This is a genomic window from Actinophytocola sediminis, from assembly GCF_054779715.1.
This window is the reverse complement of the sequence record NZ_BAAGXS010000021.1, coordinates 133,646-153,084: the sequence shown is the minus strand read 5'-3', so window position 1 is coordinate 153,084 and position 19,439 is coordinate 133,646. Positions and strand designations below refer to the sequence as shown.

Below are 19,439 nucleotides of genomic sequence, written 5' to 3'. Positions count from 1 at the left end.
CCCTGGATCATGGCGGAGGATCATCGTGGTTGACGCAATCGTGGTTCGTGGCACCGGCGGACCGGACGTGCTCGAGTTCGCGACGATCGAGGCGCCAAAGCCCGGTCCCGCCGAGCTACTCGTGGACGTCCGGGCCGCCGGCGTGAACTACATCGACACCTACCACCGCCGGGGCATGTACGAGCGGGAGCTGCCGTTCACCCTCGGCCTCGAGGGTGCCGGGGTGGTCGCCGAGGTCGGCGCGGAGGTCACCGGCTTCGCCGTCGGCGACCGCGTCGCCTGGAGCGACGTGCCCGGCTCCTACGCCGGGCAGGCGGTCGTGCCGGCCAGGTCGGCGGCCGCGGTACCGGACGGGATCGACGACGAGACCGCGGCGGCGGCCATGCTGCAGGGCCTGACCGCGCACTACCTGGTCACCTCCACCTACCCGGTCAAGCCGGGGGACACCGTGCTCGTGCACGCGGCGGCGGGCGGGGCGGGCCTGCTGCTGGTCCAGGTGGTGAAGGCCCGTGGCGGCAAGGTGATCGGCACCGTCTCCACCGAGGAGAAGGCGGCGCTGGCCACCGAGGCGGGCGCGGACGAGATCATCCGCTACACCGAGTCCGACTTCGTCGAGGAGGTCGCGCGGCTCACCGGCGGGGTCGGGGTGGCCGCGGTGTACGACGGGGTCGGCAAGGACACCTTCGACGGCAGCATGCGGTGTCTGTCGCCGAGGGGAACGCTGGTGCTCTTCGGCGCGTCCAGCGGCGCGGTGCCCCCGGTGGACCCGCAGCGGCTGAACGCGGGCGGCTCGCTGTTCCTCACCCGGCCGACGCTGGCCCACCACATCGCCACCCCCGAGGAGTTCCGCTGGCGCTGCGACGAGCTGTTCGCGGCCATCGCCGCCGGCCGGCTGAAGATCCGCGTCGGCGGGCGCTACCCGCTCGCGGACGCGCGCAGGGCCCACGAAGACCTCGAGGGCCGGCGGACCACGGGGAAGCTGTTGCTTATCCCCGGCTGATCCGCCGACCCCCGGTCAGTGATGGTGGGTCAGGCGGCCGTGACCTGCACCGCGTCCACGACGAACACGAGCGTCTCGTTCGGCTGGACCGGCGGCTGGCCCTGCTCGCCGTAGCCGAGCTCCGGCGGGATGATCAGCAGTCGCCGGCCGCCCTGCTTGATGCCGACCATGCCCTCGTTCCAGCCGGCGATGACCCGGGCCGCCCCGACGTTCTCCACCGGGAAGGGCTGCTTGCCGAAGGAGGTGTCCACCTCCTGGCCGTCCGACCAGGTCATCAGCAGGTAGTTGGTCAGCACGGTCGAGCCCTGGGCGGCCTCCGGGCCGGTGCCGGGCGTGAGGTCCTCGATGACCAGCTCGGTCGGCGGCGAGCAGGTGTCCGGCAACGTGATCGTCGGCTTCTGCCCGGCGGCGCCGTCGACTACGACATCGGCGGCGGTGCAGGCCGGCCCGCTGGCCTCGGTCCCGGCCTGTTCGGTCGGCTCGGTCTCCGAGGGTTCCGACTCCGCCGGCGCCTCGAACGACTGGGTGTCCCCTGGCGGCTGGTCCGAGGCCTTGTCCTGGCTGACGCAGCCGCTGACGGCCAGCGCTGCCGCCGCCACGACGATGAGGAGTTTGCTCACGTTGCGCATGGTTGGCGAGCTTAGAGGGCGGGTATCAGCCCCGATCAGGGGCTGACGGTAACGGGGACAGGTCACCCTTTTCGCCCCTATCTCCCAGGCCGACACAGCGGTAGAGTAACTCACCGCACTCACATGAATACGCAGAGCATTCAGAGTGCTCCACCGGGGAGGTGATGCGCGTTGTCAGCGGACGGCAATGGCCTCCGCAAGAACCCGATTCAAGAGATCTTCTGGACTAGAACCGGCCTCCTACTCCTGATCTTGTTGGTGACATCGGGCCTGACCATGATCGCGTCGAGCGCCATGGCTGCCGGTACCGGGAAGAACCTGGTCACCGCGATGGCCACCGGCACCCTCGTCTCAGCGATCGTCGGCTTCGGCCAGACCCTGATCACCGCGACCGCGTCCCAGCGGGCCATGCTCACGCCACTCATCGAAGAGAGCCGCCAGGCACTGCGTGACCTGTCCGCCGAGTACCGATCGATGAACCGGGAATTCTTCCCCACGCACGTCTTCGAACCGACCGCCGAGCCTGATCCCGCCTTCAATCGGTTGATGATGCAGGATCTGCAGGCTACCCGGCAGTACCTGTTCCGTGGCTTCTCCGGCCGACACGCGGCCGCCCGGCTGTTGCTGTCGCGCTCGGAGTGGGAGTTCCGTGCCGTGGTCTCCGATCCACGGAACCTGTCCGGGATCAGCGGCCGCGCGCGCTACCTGATCCGGCACGCGGCAGCCGACGTCGACCACGACACGATCAACGCCCGGCTGCACGAGGAGATCCGCATCGGGCTGGTCGGCCTGTACCTCGCCAGGAGCAGGTGCACCAGGATGGAGGTCTCGGTGATCTCCGACCCGCCGATCGACCGGGTGGAGATCTTCGACGGCAGCGTGTGGGTCACGCTCTACAGCGACGCCAGATCGACCAACGAGTACCCGCGCACGCTGCGGTTCTCCGAGGGGTCGTTCATCTACAACATGCAACGCACCGAGTTCGGCCGTATGTCAGCGTCGCCATACGCACATCACCTGGTGATCACCCCGAACAGCACGCGCGACGAGTTCATCGCGCAGTTCGAGCAGATCACCGGCACGAAACTTACCGAGGAGAACTTCCTGGACCTGATCAACGAGTTCCACACCTTCCTCCGGGAATTCTCCGTCGTCGCCGAGTTGGGGAGCTGATCGCCGTGCCGTTACGGGTTTCCGCCCTGGGCGAGCTGGCCGCACAGCTGAACAATGCCGACCTCGACCTGGTCGCACACTGGGACCACGTCGACAAGTGGTTCGCGACCTGGGCCGAGCAGCCAGGACTACGCATGAACCTGAGACACCACCTGCTCGAACTACCGAACGACCAGGCCGACGTGATCGCCAAACGGTCCCGGGAGACGACCACGCACTTCGCGTGGTGTCTGCGGGATGTGGCCGACGAGCCGTTCACGTTCTGGCTCAACGAGTACAAGCAGCAACGGGACTGGCGAGCAGGCTACGCCGACTCGGTGCACAACCACCGTTACCATTTCTGTACGACCATCCTGCGCGGTGGCTACCTCCACGAGCGCTACACCGCGACGATCAATCCGGCCACGGAGATGATCGGGTCTACCGAATTGCAACAAAGCAGGCCGTGCCCGGTCGGCGCCACCGACTCGTTGCTGGCGAGCGACTTCCACCGCATCCCCCGGGCAGCGGACCTCACGATGACATTCCTGGTGAAGTCACGTGAGGTCGTGCCGTGGAGCCTGTCCTACGACCCGGAAACCAAGGAAAGCCACCGCCACGTGCCGGTGGAACGGCGGTTGGAACAGCTGACGAGTCGGCTGTAGATCCGCCTTCCCCGGCGGGAGAGAGGAGCGCGCAGGCAAGACAGCGGCCGTGTGCGGCGTTTACCATCAGCCAGACCAACCTTGCCGGAGGCACGGTTGTTGGGGAGGGCTGATGAGGACCGACAACGCCGCAACGGTGCGTGCCGTCGTGCCCGCGATCCAGGCTGCCGCACTGACCATCGTCGACGCACAGGTGCGCAGGCTGTGCGCCCGCTTCGCCAAGCGACTACCGTTCCACGGCTGGCATCACGTCAGCTTCGTCAGATCGAAGGCCGTGCAGTTCGCCAGGGCCAACGGGGCCGAGGTGAGCGTGGTCGAGACCGCGGCGCTGGTGCACGACGTGAACTACCTGGTGCGCCGCAACTCCCCCGCCGCGGCCGGCGGGCAGTTACGCGGCGGTCTCCTCGCCAACGCCGGCATCGAGACGCGCACCGTCGACTGGATCGAGCGGATCGTGGTCGAGGCCGAGATGGCCAACCGCGGCCCGGACATCTCCGTGGAGGCGCAGGCGCTCTCCGACGCGGACACGTTGTTCAAGGCCCTGCCGGTGACCCCGGTGATGCTCTCCCACCGGTACCTGGCGGAGAACGGCATCACCCTGCGCGAGCTGGCGGACAAGATCGTCGGTGAGCAACAACACAAGCACGACGAGGGCTACTACTTCTACAACCCGGAGGCCGCGGCCACCTACTCCCGCTGGGCGGCCACGAACCTCATGCTGTGGCAACACATCCGCGAGTCCCTCGACGACGCGGACGTGACCGACCTGATCGCCGCGGTGAACGCCCACTCGGCCGCTTCCTAGCGGCGGTCGAGCACCGTGGCCAACTCGCTCGCGAGGCTCTCGGCCCAGAACTGGCGGTAGCCGACCAGCCACTCGGTGGCCTCCCGCAGCGGGCCGGCCTCCAGCCGGCACGGCCTGCGTTGGGCGTCGCGTCCCCGGGAGACGAGACCGGCGCGTTCGAGCACCTTGAGGTGTTTGGAGATGGCGGGCTGGGTCATGTCGAACGGGGCGGCCAGTTCCTTGACCGAGGCCTCACCCTTGGCCAGGCGGACCAGGATGGCCCGTCGGGTGGGGTCAGCGAGGGCCGCGAAGGTGGCGTCGAGCCGATCGAGCGTGGCGACCATTCCATCACCTCCAGGTTCAATAACCAGAAGGTATTGAGCGGGTGTCCGCGATGTCAACCAGCCGTGATCAGAGGAGCACGGGCAGGGACAGTGCCGAGTCGACGGCGAGCGCCACGAAGACCAGGGTCAGGTAGGTGTTCGACAGGTGGAACAGCTTCATCGGCTTGCCCGGTTCGCCGCGCCGGACGGCGGCGTACAGCCGGTGGGCGACCACCAGGAACCAGCCGCCGACCCCCACGGCGAACGTCGCGTAGACCCAGCCGGCCGCCGGCACCAGCAGCAGCGTCCACAGGACCATCACCCAGGAGTAGGTGAGGATCTGCCGGACAACCCGGTCGGCGGTGGTCACCACCGGCAGCATCGGCACGCCCGCCCTGGCGTAGTCGTCCTTGAACTTCATCGCCAGCGCCCAGAAGTGCGGCGGCGTCCAGAAGAAGATGACCCCGAACATCACCAGCGCGGGCCACTCGATCCCGCCGGTGACCGCCGACCAGCCGATCACCACGGGCATGCACCCGGCCGCGCCGCCCCACACGATGTTCTGCGCGGTACGCCTTTTCAGAACCAATGTGTAGATCAGTACGTAGAAGAGGATGGCGCCTACCGCCATCCCGGCGGCCAACAGGTTCGTCGTCGGCCACAGCCAGGCGAAGGACAGCACGCCGAGCACGACCCCGAAGATCAACGCATGCCGTGGAGGAACCTGATGCCGAGGCAGAGGCCGCGTGGAGGTCCGCTTCATCACCGCGTCGATGTCCGCGTCCACGACGCAGTTCAGCGCGTTCGCCGAGCCGGCGGCCATCGTGCCACCGAAGAGCGTGGCGAACACCAGCCACGGCGACGGGATCCCGCGTTCGGCGAGCATCATGGCCGGCACGGTGGTGACCAGCAGCAGCTCGATGATCCGCGGTTTGGTCAGCGCGACATACGCCAGCAGCACGTCTCTGCGGCGACGACGCGTGCCACGAGAGGCATCGTGGGCGACGCTCACCGGCGGCATGTAGCTCCTCATGGTCAGTTCGGCAACGCTCCCGAATGGTAGCCGCGTGACCATGAACGGCCGTTGTCGGGTCGCTTGGCTAGGCTGTCCCTGACGAGGGACTACGAGGAAAGACGCCCCGTGGATCATGAACGGCACGGGGCCGCTCGCAGGTTTGAAAACACCGAGGAAATGGGGAGCCTGACTCCGTGTCCATCAGTACAGACGAACTCACCCGCCTGACCACACAGCGGACTCCGGACGACTGGACCGACCTGGACAAGCGAGCCGTCGACACGGTTCGCGTCCTGGCCGCGGAAGCCGTCCAACACGCCGGTCACGGCCACCCCGGCACCGCGATGAGCCTCGCTCCGCTGGCCTACGCGCTGTACCAACGCGTCCTGCGCCACGACCCCGGCGACCCGGACTGGATCGGCCGCGACCGCTTCGTGCTCTCCGCCGGCCACTCCAGCCTCACGCTCTACCTCCAGCTGTTCCTGAGCGGCTACGGGCTCGAGATCGAGGACATCAAGTCCCTGCGCAAGTGGGGCTCGCTGACCCCGGGCCACCCCGAGCACGGCCACACCAGGGGCGTGGAGATCACCACCGGGCCGCTTGGCCAGGGCATCGCGTCGGCGGTCGGCATGGCCATGGCCAACCGCAGGGAACGAGGCCTCTTCGACCCGGACGCGAGTCCCGGCCAGAGCGTCTTCGACCACCACGTCTACGTCATCTGCTCCGACGGCGACATCGAGGAGGGCATCTCGGCGGAGGCCTCGTCGCTGGCCGGCCGCCAGGAGCTGGGCAACCTCATCGTCTTCTACGACGACAACAAGATCTCCATCGAGGACGACACCACCATCGCGCTGTCCGAGGACACCGCGGCCCGCTACACCTCCTACGGCTGGCACGTCCAGGTCGTGGACAGCGGCGAGGACGTCACCGCGATCCTGGCCGCGGTCGAGGCCGCCAAGGCCGAGACCAGCCGCCCGTCGTTCATCCTGCTACGCACGGTGATCGGCTACCCGGCGCCGAACAAGATGAACACCGGCAAGGCACACGGCTCGGCGCTGGGCGAGGACGAGGTCGCCGCGGTCAAGAAGATCCTCGGCTTCGACCCTGAGCAGTGGTTCGTGGTCGAGGACGAGGTGCTCGCGCACACCCGCATGGTCGCCGAGCGCGGCAAGCAGGCGCACGCGGCCTGGCAGGTCACCTTCGACCAGTGGTCGCGGGCCAACCCGGAGCGCACGGCGCTGCTCGAGCGGGCCACCGCATACCGGCTGCCGGACGGCCTGGCCGACCGGGTGCCCAGTTGGGACCCGGACGAGAAGGGCGTGGCCACCCGCAAGGCCTCCGGCGAGGTGCTCAGCGCGCTGGCCGACGCGCTGCCCGAGCTGTGGGGCGGTTCCGCGGACCTCGCGGAGTCCAACAACACCACCATGAAGGGCGCCGACTCGTTCGGCCCGGTCAGCGCGGCCACCAAGGCGTGGAACGCCCATCCCTACGGCCGCACGCTGCACTTCGGCGTCCGCGAACACGCCATGGGCGCCATCCTCAACGGCATCGTGCTGCACGGCCCGACCCGGCCCTACGGCGCGACGTTCCTGGTGTTCAGCGACTACATGCGCCCGGCGGTGCGACTGGCCGCGCTGCAGGGCCTGCCGGTCACCTACGTCTGGACGCACGACTCGATCGGCCTCGGCGAGGACGGTCCGACCCACCAGCCCATCGAGCAGCTCGCGGCGCTGCGGGCGATCCCGGGCCTCGCGGTGGTCCGGCCGGGCGACGCCAACGAGACCTCGGCCGCCTGGCTCGCGCTGCTCGCGCAGTCCGACCACCCGGTGGGGCTCGCGCTCACCAGGCAGAACCTGCCGGTGCTCGACGGCACCAGGGAGCTGGCCGCCGACGGCGTGCGCCGCGGGGGTTACGTGCTCGCCGGCGAGTCGGCCGGCGAGCCGGCGGTGGTGCTCATCGCCACCGGTTCCGAGCTCCAGCTCGCGGTGGCCGCGCGGAAGATCCTCGAGGCCGACGGCGTTGCCACCAGAGTGGTCTCGATGCCGTCGGTGGAATGGTTCGACGCCCAGGATCAGGCCTACCGTGACAGCGTGCTGCCGCCGTCGGCGCGCGCCAGGGTGGCCGTCGAGGCGGGCATCGCCCAACCGTGGCACCGGTTCGTCGGTGACGCCGGCGAGATCGTCTCCATCGAGCACTTCGGCGCGTCGGCCGACTACCAGACCCTCTTCCGGGAGTTCGGTTTCACCCCGGAAGCGGTCGTGTCGGCCGCCCGCCGCTCCCTCAACCGACTGGAAACCCCATCATGACAGACAAACTGGCTCAGCTCGCCGACGCCGGCGTGTCCATCTGGCTGGACGACGTGTCCCGGCGCCGGCTCGACTCCGGCAACCTCGCGGGACTGGTGCGCGACAAGCACGTCGTCGGCGTCACCAGCAACCCGACGATCTTCGCCAAGGCACTGGCCGAGGCGGCCGACTACGACGACCAGGTGCGCGAGCTGGCCGCCAGGGGCGCCTCGCTGGACGCGGCCGTGCGGGAGATCACCACCACCGACATCCGCACCGCCTGCGACCTGTTCCGGGACGTCTGGCAGGCCACCGGCGGGGTCGACGGCCGGGTGTCGATCGAGGTCGACCCCCGACTGGCGCACGACACCGACAGGACCGTCGCCGAGGCGCTCGACCTGTGGAAGACCGTCGACCGGCCCAACCTGCTGGTGAAGATCCCGGCCACCGAGGCCGGCCTGCCGGCGATCACCCGCACGCTCGCCGAAGGGGTCAGCGTCAACGTCACGCTGATCTTCTCCGTCGAGCGCTACCGCGCGGTGATGACGGCCTTCCGCGCCGGCCTCGAGCAGGCCAAGGCCAACGGGCACGACGTGGCCACGCTGGTCTCGGTCGCGTCCTTCTTCGTGTCCCGGGTGGATTCCGAGATCGACAAGCGGCTGGACGCCATCGGCACCGACGAGGCGCGCGCGTTGCGCGGCAAGGCGGCCGTGGCCAACGCGCGGCTGGCCTACGCGGCGTTCGAGGAGTTCTTCGCCGGCGAGCGGTGGGCCGCCCTGGCCGCCGACGGCGCCCGCCCGCAACGCCCGCTGTGGGCCTCGACCGGGGTCAAGAACCCCGACTACTCGCCGACGTTGTACGTCGACGAGCTGGTCGTCGCCGACACGGTGAACACCATGCCGGAGGCCACCCTGGACGCGGTCGCCGAGCACAGCGAACTGCGCGGCGACACGGTCACCGGCACCTCCAGCGAGGCCCAAGCGGTGTTCGACAAGCTGACCTCGGTCGGCATCGACATCACCGACGTGTTCCTCGTCCTCGAGAACGAGGGCGTGCAGAAGTTCGAGAAGTCCTGGGAAGAGCTGCTCGAATCCGTCAGCGGGCAGCTGAAGGCCGCGACCTCGGCAGGGAGCTGAGCTGAACAGATGACCGTGGAACAGCCGGCGGGGCAACCGGAGTCCGGCGAGGAGCGCCTGCTCGCCGAGACCGCACCGCTGATCGAACAGTTGGTGGCGGACAAGGTCGCCTCCCGGCTCATGGCACAGGACGCCACTCTCTGGGGACCGAAGGCCGAGCAGGAGGCGTCCATCCGGCTGGCCTGGACCTCGCTGCACCGCACGTCGCGCCCGCTGCTCGGGGAGATCGCCGCGCTGCGCGGTGAGCTGCACGCCGAGGGCGTCGACCGGGTCGTGCTGGCCGGCATGGGCGGGTCCTCGCTCGCCCCGGAGGTCATCACGAACACCGCGGGCGTGCCGCTGACCGTGTTGGACACCACCGATCCCGGCCAGGTCGCCGACGCACTCGAAGGCGACCTGGACCGCACCGTGCTGGTGGTGTCGTCGAAGTCGGGGTCCACGGTGGAGACCGACAGCCACCGGCGGATCTTCACCGAAGCCTTCACCGCCAACGGGATCGACGCCGCGTCGCGCATCGTCGTGGTCACCGACCCCGGCTCACCGCTGGCCACGGCGGCGCGAGAAGCGGGCTACCGCAAGGTGTTCCTCGCCGACCCGAACGTCGGCGGGCGCTACTCGGCGCTGACCGCGTTCGGGCTGGTGCCCGCCGGGCTCGCCGGCGCGGACCCGAAGGAACTGCTCGACGACGCCGAGCTCACCGCCGCCGACCTGGCCGCCGACTCACCGGCCAACCCGGCGCTGGTCCTGGCCGCCGCGCTGGCCGCGGCACACGGCCGGGGCGCGGAGAAGGTCGTCCTGGCCGACACCGGCTCTGGCATCACCGGGTTCGGCGAGTGGGCCGAGCAGCTGATCGCCGAGTCGACCGGCAAGGACGGCACCGGCCTGCTGCCGGTGGTGGTGGAGAGCCAGGACAGTCCCGGGTTCGCCGACGCGAAGGACGACGCCACGCGGGTCGCGATCGGGCCGGCCGGGGACGCGACCATGCTGTCCACCGACGGCAAGCTCGGCGGCCTGATCCTGTTGTGGGAGTTCGCCACCGCGATCGTGGGCAGGCTGCTCGGGATCGACCCGTTCGACCAGCCCGACGTCGAGGCGGCCAAGAAGGCGGCCCGCTCACTGCTCGACTCGCCATCGACCGACCCGGCCGCGCCCTCCCTTGTGGACGGTCCGATCGAGGTCTACTCGCCGAGTCCGTTGCCGCCCGGCACGACCACCATCAGCGACGCGCTGCGCGGTTTCCTCGACGCCGTACCGGACGCCGGCTACCTGGCGATCCAGGTCTACCTCGACCGGATCGCCGACGCGTCGGCGATCCTGTTGCGCACCGAGCTGGCGCGGCGCACCGGCGTGCAGACCACGTTCGGCTGGGGCCCCCGGTTCCTGCACTCCACCGGGCAGTACCACAAGGGCGGCCACCAGAACGGGGCGTTCCTACAGATCACCGGCGCGGCCGAGGACGACCTGGCGGTGCCCGGCCGGCCCTACACGCTGGGCACGCTGCAACAGGCGCAGGCGCTTGGCGACGGACAGGTACTCATCGACCACGGCCGCCCGGTGCTCCGGCTGCACTTCACCGACCGGGCCGCCGGACTCGCCCATCTGGTCACAGCCGTTCAGGAGGTTGGCCGTTGACGCGCACCTGGCAGAACCCGCTGCGGGACGAGCGGGACAAGCGGCTGCCCACCATCGCTGGCCCGTGTGGGCTGGTGATCTTCGGGGTCACCGGCGACCTGTCACGTAAGAAGCTGATGCCGGCGATCTACGACCTGGCCAACCGGGGCCTGTTGCCGCCCGGCTTCTCGCTGGTCGGCTTCGCCCGCCGCGACTGGGCAGACGAGGACTTCACCGAGGTCGTGCACGACGCGGTGAAGGCACACGCCCGCACCCCGTTCCGGGAGCAGGTCTGGGACCGGCTCGCGGAGGGCTGCCGGTTCGTGCAGGGCACCTTCGACGACGACGCGTCCTTCGACAACCTGGCCAAGACGATCGCCGACCTCGACCAGGTCCGGGGCACCGCCGGCAACCACGCGTTCTACCTGTCGATCCCGCCGGACGCGTTCCCGGTGGTGGTCAAGCAGCTGGCCCGCACCGGGCTGGCCGCGCCGGCGCAGGACGAGTGGCGGCGGGTGGTCATCGAGAAGCCCTTCGGGCACGACCTGGCCAGCGCCAAGGAGCTCAACGACATCGTCAACGACGTCTTCCCCGAGGAGTCGGTGTTCCGCATCGACCACTACCTCGGCAAGGAGACGGTGCAGAACATCCTGGCACTGCGCTTCGCCAACCAGCTGTTCGAGCCGATCTGGAACAGCCACTACGTCGACCACGTGCAGATCACCATGGCCGAGGACATCGGCCTCGGCGGCCGCGCGGGGTACTACGACGGCATCGGCGCGGCCAGGGACGTGATCCAGAACCACCTGTTGCAGCTGCTCGCGCTGGTGGCCATGGAGGAGCCGATCTCCTTCGACCCCAAGGTGGTGCGCGCGGAGAAGGCCAAGATCCTCAACGCCACCAAGCCGGTGGAGCCGTTCGCCGAGACCACCGCGCGCGGCCAGTACACCGGCGGCTGGCAGGGCGGGCAGAAGGTGCCCGGCCTGCTCGAGGAGGAGGGCTTCGCCAAGGACTCGATCACCGAGACCTTCGCCGCGATCACCCTGGCCGTCGAGACCCGCCGCTGGGCCGGTGTGCCGTTCTACCTGCGCACCGGCAAGCGGCTCGGCCGGCGGGTCACCGAGATCGCGGTGGTGTTCAAGCGCGCCCCGCACCTGCCGTTCGACGACACCTCCACCGAGGAGCTCGGCCAGAACGCCCTGGTGTTCCGGGTGCAGCCGGACGAGGGGGTGACCATGCGGTTCGGCTCCAAGGTCCCCGGGGCGACCATGGAGGTGCGCGACGTCTCGATGGACTTCAGCTACGGGCACTCGTTCACCGAGTCCTCGCCGGAGGCCTACGAGCGGCTGATCCTGGACATGCTGCTCGGCGAGCCGTCGCTGTTCCCGATGAACGACGAGGTCGAGCGGTCCTGGCAGATCCTCGACCCGATCATCAACGCCTGGCGCTCGTCGGGCCGTCCCGAGCCGTACCAGGCGGGCACCTGGGGGCCGGACTCGGCCACCGAGATGCTTGCCCGCACCGGCCGACACTGGAGGCGCCCGTGATCATCGACCTACCGGCCACCACCACCTCACAGGTGAACAGCAAGCTCGTACACCTGCGCGAGCAGGGCGGCGCGTACACCATCGGCCGGGTGCTGACCCTGGTGATCGTCACCGACGACAGCGAGCGCACCGAGGACGTCATCGACGCGGCCAACCACGCCAGCCGCGAGCACCCGTGCCGGGTGATCGTGCTGGCCCGCGGCGCCCGCAAGGCCGCGGCGCGGCTCGACGCGCAGATCCGCGTCGGCGGCGACGCCGGCGCGAGCGAGGTCATCGTGCTGCGCCTGTACGGCCCGCTGGCCAGCGAGGGCGCGTCGTGTGTGGTGCCGATGCTGCTGCCGGACGCGCCGGTGGTGGCCTGGTGGCCGTTCGAGGCGCCGGCGGTGCCCTCCGAGGACTCGATCGGCAAGCTCGCCACCCGCCGGATCACCGACGCGGCCGCCGACCGGCACCCGACCAGGGCGCTGGAGTCCAGGGCGAAGTCCTACGCCGATGGCGACACCGACCTGGCGTGGACCAGGCTGACGTTGTGGCGGGCGCTGCTGGCCGCGGCACTCGACCTGCCGCCCTACGAGCGGGTCGTGGCCGCGACGGTCACCGGGGAGGCCGACTCGCCGTCGGCCGATCTGCTGGCGGCGTGGCTGGCGGCCCGGCTGCGGCTGCCGGTGCACCGGACCAAGGCCAGGTCCGGTCCGGGCATCGTGTCGGTGGAGTTGGCGCGCCGGTCCGGTTCGGTCGTGCTCAGCCGCCCGGACGGGGCGGTCGGCGAGCTGAACCAGCCTGGCCAGCCGCCGCGGCGGGTGGCGTTGCAGCGCCGGCAGGTGCGCGACTGCCTGGCCGAGGAGCTGCGCAGGCTCGACGCGGACGAGATCTACGAGTCCGCGCTGCGCTCGCTCGGCAAGGTCGACCGCCGGGCCCGGCCGACGGCCGCGACCACCAGGAAACCCGCCGCCAAGAAGCCGGCGAAGGCCGCGCCGGCCAAAGCGGCACCGACAAAGGCCAAGGCAGGCTCGTGAGCGGCACGCCCCAGACGATCATCTACCCCAGCCAGGCGCTGTTGGCCTCGGCCACGGCGGCCCGGCTGGTCACCAGTCTCGTCGACACCCAGGCCGCGCGCGGCACGGCGTCGGTCGTGCTGACCGGCGGACGCACGGGCACCGCGGTGCTCGAGCAGCTGCGCGCGGCCCCCGCCAGGGACGCGGTCGACTGGTCACGGGTGGACTTCTACTGGGGCGACGAGCGGTTCCTGCCGGCCGGGCATCCGGAGCGCAACGAGACCCAGGCCCGCGCCGCGCTGCTGGATCACCTGCCGGTCGTCGAGGAGCGGGTGCACGCGATGGCCCCGTCCGACGGCGAGTTCGGCGACGACCCGGAGGCCGCGGCCGCGGCGTACGCGCGCCTACTGGCCGCCGCGGCCACTCCGGGCGGCTACCCCGCGCCGGCGTTCGACGTGTGCATGTTGGGCGTCGGCGAGGAGGGGCACACCGCGTCGATCTTCCCGGACTCCCCCGCGGTGTTCGAGACCGAGCGGTCGGTCGTGGCCGTGCGCGACTGTCCGAAACCGCCGCCCATCCGGGTCAGCCTCACGCTGCCCGCGATCCGGCAGGCCGCCGAGGTCTGGCTGATGACGACCGGCGATGGCAAGGCCGACGCCGTGGCGACCGCGCTCGGCGGCGCGACCGAGGTGGCGTTGCCCGCCGCCGGCGCGCGCGGCCGGGGCCGCACCCTCTGGCTGCTGGACACGGCCGCAGGAGCCAAGGTTCCCGGCCTGCCCGCCGCTCACCTGGGGTAATCGCCGCCGGGTGTCCGGCAACTGGTGATTTGCTCCGGCACACATATTTGTAATGAATCGTCCCGTCCGGACGATACTCCTGTCTTTACTTGACACGGGGCAGTTCCGGAGGGAGGCCGACCTATGTCGCCACGGCAACAGGAACAACCGGCCGAGCACCGACCTATCGTGTCTGTCGAGGCCGAGTTGCCACGCCAACGCGCGAGCTCACCGGAGTATGCCTGGCCAGCCATGGACGTGCCTGCCGAGCAGGCACGAACCGAGCAAGGAGGGTCTCCCCTGGTCGCCCAGCCGGTCACCCCGCTGTTGGGGTCGGACGAGTTCCGGCTCATCCCCAGGTCACGTCTGGTCGCGCGCGCGCTGCCACGCGGGCTCAGCGCGATCCGAACCAGTCAGCGCGCGAAGAACATCGCCTCCGACGTGTTCGCGGTGGTGCTGGCCGTGCTCGACGTGTGGCTGGTGATCCCCCCGGACGCTCCCGGCTACTCGCTGTGGTTGTCCGGGGCCGCGGTCGCGGCCATGGTGCTGCGCCGGCACGTGCCGTTCATCGCCGTGCTGGTGACCGTGCCCGGCTTCCTGACCGGCTGGTCCCAGCTGGCGGCGATGGTCGCGCTGGGCACGCTGGCCAAGCGGCGTGGCTGGAACTGGCAGCTGGTGGTCGGGTTCCTGTTGGTGTTCCTGTGCTACTTCATCCGCTGGCCGCTGCCGGAGTTCTTCGCGCTGACCTGGCAGGAGCACGCGCTGCACGTGATCTGGGGCGTGATCGTGACCGGCATGCCGGTGGCGATCGGGCTGCTGATCACCATGCGTCAGGAGCTGTCCCGCCGGATCCGCGAGCTGGCCACCAGCCGGGAGCGGGAGAAGGCCCTGTACGCGGAGACCGTGCGCGCCGCCGAGCGCGCTGAACTGGCGCGCGAGATGCACGACGTGGTGTCCCACCAGGTCACGCTGATCGCCATGCAGGCGGGCGCGCTGCAGGTGGCGACCGCGGACAACGACTCGAAGGCGGCCGCGACCACCATTCGCGAGCTGTCCACGCGCACGCTGGAGGAGCTGCGCAACCTGGTCGGCGTGCTCCGGTCCGGCGACGACACCGCCAGCGGCCAGCCCGGCCTGGACGAGCTGGGCGACCTGGTGCGCAACTTCCGCAGCGAGTCGGTCCCGGTGGCGCTCGACATGGCCGCCGAGCCGTCCCGGCTGCCCCGTTCGGTCTCGCACGCGGTGTACCGGACGGTGCAGGAGGCGCTGACCAACGTGCGCAAGCACGCGTCGGGCGCGCACGCGTCGGTGCGGGTCACCGCGCAGCGGGACACGCTGGTGGTCGAGGTGCGCAACGAGCGGTCGGGCAACCGGCAGCCGTCATTACCGTCGGGCGGGCACGGGCTGATCGGCCTACGGGAGCGGGCCGGCCTGCTCGGGGGGACGTTCTCCGCCGGGCCGACGTCCGAGGGTGGCTTCCGGGTCTCGGCGACCTACCCGCTGGCCGGCTGACCAGGCTGGTCAACGGCGAAGGCCGCCCACGTACCTGCCGAGGGCGGCCTTCGACCAGCTTGGTTGTCAGCCCTCGCGCTGCTTGCGGAGCTTGGCCAGCGCCTCGGCGAGAATGGCCTCGCCGTCGGCGTCCGAGCGCCGCTCCTTCACGTAGGCCAGGTGCGTCTTGTAGGGCTCGTTGCGCGGCGCCTTCGGCGGCTCCTGCTCGTCGCGGCCGCCGGGCAGGCCACAGCGCGGGCAGTCCCACGACTCCGGCTCCTCGGCGTCCAGCGAGAAGTACGGGCGCGCCTCGTGCCCGTTGGCACACCAGTAGGAAACTCGACGGCGAGGAGCGGACTCACCCCGCTCCGACTCGCCCATTGGTCCAGCGCCGACTCGAGTACCTCGAATCGCACTACCACCGGCCATTGACTCTCACACCCCAATGCGGAGAACAGGTGCGGGGCTCCCGCACCAAGAAAGTGACTATCGGCTCAGGCGACCTTGATGAGCAGGCCAAGACCGATCACGCAGATCAGCCAGATGGAGCCGACGAGAAGCGTGAAGCGGTCGAGGTTCTTCTCCGCGACGCTCGATCCGGACAGGCTCGACTGCATACCCCCACCGAAGAGCGACGAAAGACCGCCGCCTCGACCGCGGTGCAACAGCACCAGAAGGATCAGCAGCAGGCTGGTGACGATCAGACCAATCTGCAGACCTAGAACCATGTCATCCTCGCTGTCGACGCGGTGCCCGCGCGGCACGCGGTGAATACACAGGTTACCTGGTGGTCGCGGAGCGTTTCACCCACCCCCACACCACTCATGGCAAATATTCGACCAGGTGAACAATCCCGTCGAACCGGCGAAATCAGGGCAGCGGACCGCCGGCGGCCATGGCGCTGAGCTTGGTGAACTCCTCCGCGTCCAGGCTGGCGCCGCCGACCAACGCGCCGTCGATATCGTCCTGTTTGACCAGGTCGCTGATGTTGCCGGACTTGACCGAACCGCCGTACAGAATCCGGATGTCGTTCGCGATCTGCTCGCCGTACTTCTCCGCGAGCCGCGCCCGCAACGCGCCGCAGACCTCCTGCGCGTCGGCCGGGGTGGCCACCCGGCCGGTGCCGATGGCCCACACCGGCTCGTAGGCCAACACGACCTTGGCCACCTGCTCGGTCTTGGCGCCCTTCAGCCCGGCGATCAGCTGGTCGGTGGTGTGCGCGACGTGGTCGCCCGCCTCACGCACCGCCAGCGGCTCGCCGACGCACAGGATCGGCGCGATGTCGTGCTTGAGCGCCGCCTTCACCTTGGCGTTGACCAGCTCGTCGGTCTCGGCGTGGTACTCGCGGCGCTCGCTGTGCCCGACGGTGACATACGAGCAGCCGAGCTTGGCCAGCATCGGGCCGGAGACGTCGCCGGTGTAGGCGCCGGAGTCGTACCGGGACAGGTCCTGCGCGCCGTAGCGGAGCTTGAGCTTGTCGCCGTCGACGAGCGTCTGCACGCTGCGGATGTCGGTGAACGGCGGCAGCACCGCCACCTCCACCTTCGCGAAGTACTTCTCCGGCAGGGAGAAGGCGATCTTCTGCACCAGGGCGATGGCCTCGAGGTGGTTGAGGTTCATCTTCCAGTTGCCGGCGATCAACACGCCACGACTCATGTGCGCTCCAGTACCTCGATGCCGGGGAGGGGCTTGCCCTCCAGGAACTCCAACGACGCGCCGCCGCCGGTTGAGATGTGCGAGAAGCCGTCCTCCGGCAGCCCGAGCGCGCGCACCGCGGCCGCCGAGTCGCCGCCGCCGACCACGCCGTAGGCCTTCGAGTCCACAATGGACTCGGCGACGACCTTGGTGCCGGCGGCGAAGGGCGCCAGCTCGAACACGCCCATCGGGCCGTTCCAGAACACCGTGCCGGCCTCGGCCAGGATCGCGCCGTAGGCGCGCGCGGTGTCCGGGCCGATGTCCAGGCCCTTCCAGCCGTCCGGCAGCTCGGTGGCCGGCAGGGTCCGGGTGTCGGCGTCGGCGGAGAAGTCGTCGGCCACCACGATGTCGACCGGCAGCTCGATCTTGTCGCCCGCGTCGGCCAGCAGCCGCCGACAGGTGTCGACCATGTCGGCCTCGAGCAGCGAGTCGCCGATGCCCAGGTCCTTGGCGGCCAGGAACGTGAAGCACATGCCGCCGCCGACGAGCAGCTTGTCCACCGTCGGCAGCAGCGACTCGATCACCGCTAGCTTGTCGGAGACCTTGGCCCCGCCGAGCACCACCACGTACGGGCGGTCGGCGGCGTCGGTCAGCTTGCGCAGCACGTCGAGCTCGGCGAGCACCAGCCCGCCGGCGTAGGCGGGCAGCAGGGTGGCCACGTCGTAGACCGAGGCCTGCTTGCGGTGCACCACGCCGAACCCGTCGGAGACGAACGCGCCGCCGTCGCCGACCAACGCGACCAGCTCGCCGGCGAACGCCGCCCGCTCACTGTCTACTTTGGACGTCTCGCGCGGGTCGAACCGGATGTTCTCCAGCAGCGCGACCGCGCCGTCGGCCAGCGCGTCCACAGTGGACTTCGCGGACGCGCCGACAACGTCGGCCGCGAGCGCCACCGGCGCGGCGAGCAGCTCACTGAGCCGCGCGGCGACCGGGCGCAGCGAGAACTTCGGGTCGGGCGCGCCCTTCGGCCGGCCGAGATGCGCGGTGACCACGACCCGGGCGCCGGCCTCGGTGAGCCGGCGGATGGTCGGCAGCGACGCGCGCACCCGGCCGTCGTCGGTGATCGTCTGCCCGTCGAGTGGCACGTTCAGGTCGGCACGCACCAGCACGCGCCGACCCGACACACCCTCGGCGAGCAGGTCGTCGAGAGTCTTCACCTGATTTCCCTACAGCTTGGAGGCGACGAGCGCGGTCAGGTCGGCGAGCCGGTTGGAGTAGCCCCACTCGTTGTCGTACCAGCCGATGACCTTGACCTGGTTGCCGATGACCTTGGTCAGCGGCGCGTCGTAGATGCAGGAGGCCGGGTCGGTGACGATGTCGGCGGAGACGATCGGGTCCTCGTTGTAGCGCAGGATGCCCTTGAGCGCGCCGTCGGCTGCCTTGCGGTACGCGGCGTTGACCTCGTCGACCGTGGTCTCGCGACCGAGGGTGACGGTGAGGTCGGTGGCCGAGCCGGTCGGCACCGGGACCCGCAGCGCGAAGCCGTCGAGCTTGCCCTTGAGCTCCGGGAGCACCAGGCCGATGGCCTTCGCGGCGCCGGTGGAGGTCGGCACGATGTTCAGCGCGGCGGCGCGGGCCCTGCGCAGGTCGCTGTGCGGGCCGTCCTGCAGGTTCTGGTCCTGGGTGTAGGCGTGGATCGTGGTCATCAGGCCCTTTTCGACGGTGAACTCGTCGTGCAGGACCTTGGCCAGCGGCGCCAGGCAGTTGGTGGTGCAGGAGGCGTTGGAGATGACGGTCTGCGAGCCGTCGTAGGCCGCGTCGTTCGCGCCGAGGACCACGGTGAGGTCCTCACCCTTGGCCGGTGCGGAGATGATGACCTTCTTGGCGCCACCCTCGTCGACGTGCCGGCGGGCGTCGGCGGCCTTGGTGAAGAAGCCGGTCGACTCGACCACGACGTCGACCTCGAGCTCCTTCCACGGCAGCTTGCCCGGGTCGCGCTCGGCGAGTGCCTTGATGGTCTTGCCGTCGACCTGGATGCCGTCGTCGGTGGTCCGCACCTCGTAGGGCAGACGGCCGAGGATGCTGTCGTACTTGAGCAGGTGAGCCATGGTGGCGACGTCACCGAGATCGTTGAAGGCCACGATCTCGATGTCGTGGTCGCTGGCCGCTACCGCGCGCCAGAAGTTACGGCCGATGCGGCCGAAGCCGTTGACGCCAACTCGAACCGTCACGGTGCGTCTCCTCATGCTCGTTGATTTGACCGTTGGTCACCCTATAGGCCGCGACTCGCCTGGTAGTGGCCCATGGGAGCGATCTGACTGTATCGAATCAGTTGGGTGACACGACACCCGGTCCGGGGGTTGCCGCCCGGACCTCACCGACCGAAGTAGGGAAT

At 69.9% G+C, this 19,439-nt stretch carries 19 protein-coding genes; 11 read left to right on the top strand and 8 right to left on the bottom strand.

Annotated features, from left to right (window positions below):
* Positions 1-25: 25 nt before the first annotated feature.
* The gene (locus tag ACYVIP_RS14635; protein WP_460396296.1) at positions 26-1,000 is read left to right on the top strand and encodes a quinone oxidoreductase family protein; all 975 of its coding nucleotides are present in this window, start codon (positions 26-28) and stop codon (positions 998-1,000) included.
* A gap of 29 nt (positions 1,001-1,029) precedes the next feature.
* Here ACYVIP_RS14635 and ACYVIP_RS14630 read toward each other — a convergent pair whose 3' ends face one another.
* Positions 1,030-1,629, bottom strand: coding sequence for an FKBP-type peptidyl-prolyl cis-trans isomerase (locus tag ACYVIP_RS14630; protein ID WP_460396294.1), 600 nt, complete (start codon positions 1,627-1,629; stop codon positions 1,030-1,032).
* A 294-nt stretch (positions 1,630-1,923) separates the two neighbouring features.
* On the opposite strand from ACYVIP_RS14630, the gene ACYVIP_RS14625 reads away from it, so the two are divergent.
* The 3 genes from ACYVIP_RS14625 to ACYVIP_RS14615 all read left to right on the top strand — a co-directional run bounded on the left by ACYVIP_RS14625 (position 1,924) and on the right by ACYVIP_RS14615 (position 4,251).
* A complete protein-coding gene (locus ACYVIP_RS14625; RefSeq protein ID WP_460396292.1) occupies positions 1,924-2,802 on the top strand; it encodes a hypothetical protein in 879 nt (292 codons plus the stop codon).
* Between the two features lie 5 nt (positions 2,803-2,807).
* Positions 2,808-3,446 carry a hypothetical protein gene (locus tag ACYVIP_RS14620; protein WP_460396290.1) on the top strand — a complete coding sequence of 213 codons (639 nt, stop codon included), beginning with the start codon at positions 2,808-2,810 and terminating at the stop codon, positions 3,444-3,446.
* A 136-nt stretch (positions 3,447-3,582) separates the two neighbouring features.
* Entirely contained in the window at positions 3,583-4,251 is a 669-nt protein-coding gene (locus tag ACYVIP_RS14615; protein WP_460396398.1) for an HD domain-containing protein, read from the top strand.
* On the opposite strand, the gene ACYVIP_RS14610 is transcribed toward ACYVIP_RS14615, so the two are convergent.
* Together ACYVIP_RS14610 and ACYVIP_RS14605 are read right to left on the bottom strand one after the other, a co-directional pair.
* Positions 4,248-4,574 carry an ArsR/SmtB family transcription factor gene (locus ACYVIP_RS14610; RefSeq protein ID WP_460396288.1) on the bottom strand — a complete coding sequence of 109 codons (327 nt, stop codon included), beginning with the start codon at positions 4,572-4,574 and terminating at the stop codon, positions 4,248-4,250. The genes ACYVIP_RS14615 and ACYVIP_RS14610 overlap by 4 nt on opposite strands.
* Before the next feature lie 67 nt (positions 4,575-4,641).
* Positions 4,642-5,574 carry a heme o synthase gene (locus ACYVIP_RS14605; protein WP_460396396.1) on the bottom strand — a complete coding sequence of 311 codons (933 nt, stop codon included), beginning with the start codon at positions 5,572-5,574 and terminating at the stop codon, positions 4,642-4,644.
* Positions 5,575-5,762: 188 nt separating this feature from the next.
* Here ACYVIP_RS14605 and tkt point away from each other — a divergent pair, with 188 nt between their 5' ends.
* From tkt to ACYVIP_RS14570, 7 genes are all read left to right on the top strand, one after another.
* The gene (tkt, locus tag ACYVIP_RS14600) at positions 5,763-7,874 is read left to right on the top strand and encodes a transketolase (RefSeq protein ID WP_460396286.1); all 2,112 of its coding nucleotides are present in this window, start codon (positions 5,763-5,765) and stop codon (positions 7,872-7,874) included.
* Positions 7,868-8,989: a transaldolase gene (gene tal / locus ACYVIP_RS14595; protein WP_460396394.1), complete on the top strand. Its 1,122-nt coding sequence runs from the start codon at positions 7,868-7,870 to the stop codon at positions 8,987-8,989. Before tkt ends, tal begins: the two co-directional genes overlap by 7 nt.
* 9 nt (positions 8,990-8,998) lie before the next feature.
* Positions 8,999-10,621 carry a glucose-6-phosphate isomerase gene (locus tag ACYVIP_RS14590; RefSeq protein ID WP_460396284.1) on the top strand — a complete coding sequence of 541 codons (1,623 nt, stop codon included), beginning with the start codon at positions 8,999-9,001 and terminating at the stop codon, positions 10,619-10,621.
* The gene (gene zwf / locus ACYVIP_RS14585) at positions 10,618-12,147 is read left to right on the top strand and encodes a glucose-6-phosphate dehydrogenase (protein WP_460396282.1); all 1,530 of its coding nucleotides are present in this window, start codon (positions 10,618-10,620) and stop codon (positions 12,145-12,147) included. Before ACYVIP_RS14590 ends, zwf begins: the two co-directional genes overlap by 4 nt.
* Positions 12,144-13,163 (top strand): glucose-6-phosphate dehydrogenase assembly protein OpcA, encoded by a 1,020-nt coding sequence (gene opcA, locus ACYVIP_RS14580; protein ID WP_460396280.1) that lies wholly within the window; start codon positions 12,144-12,146, stop codon positions 13,161-13,163. The genes zwf and opcA overlap by 4 nt, the downstream gene beginning before the upstream one ends.
* Complete coding sequence (gene pgl / locus ACYVIP_RS14575; RefSeq protein WP_460396278.1) at positions 13,160-13,939, top strand: 6-phosphogluconolactonase; 780 nt, start codon at positions 13,160-13,162, stop codon at positions 13,937-13,939. Before opcA ends, pgl begins: the two co-directional genes overlap by 4 nt.
* Before the next feature lie 168 nt (positions 13,940-14,107).
* Entirely contained in the window at positions 14,108-15,430 is a 1,323-nt protein-coding gene (locus ACYVIP_RS14570; protein WP_460396276.1) for a sensor histidine kinase, read from the top strand.
* A gap of 66 nt (positions 15,431-15,496) precedes the next feature.
* Here the strand turns inward: ACYVIP_RS14570 and ACYVIP_RS14565 are convergent, their stop codons facing one another.
* The 5 genes from ACYVIP_RS14565 to gap form a co-directional block, all read right to left on the bottom strand.
* Positions 15,497-15,838 (bottom strand): RNA polymerase-binding protein RbpA, encoded by a 342-nt coding sequence (locus ACYVIP_RS14565; protein ID WP_460396274.1) that lies wholly within the window; start codon positions 15,836-15,838, stop codon positions 15,497-15,499.
* Between the two features lie 65 nt (positions 15,839-15,903).
* Entirely contained in the window at positions 15,904-16,137 is a 234-nt protein-coding gene (secG, locus tag ACYVIP_RS14560) for a preprotein translocase subunit SecG (RefSeq protein WP_460396392.1), read from the bottom strand.
* A gap of 142 nt (positions 16,138-16,279) precedes the next feature.
* Positions 16,280-17,065 carry a triose-phosphate isomerase gene (tpiA, locus tag ACYVIP_RS14555; RefSeq protein ID WP_460396272.1) on the bottom strand — a complete coding sequence of 262 codons (786 nt, stop codon included), beginning with the start codon at positions 17,063-17,065 and terminating at the stop codon, positions 16,280-16,282.
* A complete protein-coding gene (locus tag ACYVIP_RS14550) occupies positions 17,062-18,261 on the bottom strand; it encodes a phosphoglycerate kinase (protein ID WP_460396270.1) in 1,200 nt (399 codons plus the stop codon). The genes tpiA and ACYVIP_RS14550 overlap by 4 nt, the downstream gene beginning before the upstream one ends.
* A 9-nt stretch (positions 18,262-18,270) precedes the next feature.
* Complete coding sequence (gene gap, locus ACYVIP_RS14545; protein WP_460396268.1) at positions 18,271-19,275, bottom strand: type I glyceraldehyde-3-phosphate dehydrogenase; 1,005 nt, start codon at positions 19,273-19,275, stop codon at positions 18,271-18,273.
* Between the last annotated feature and the right edge of the window lie 164 nt (positions 19,276-19,439).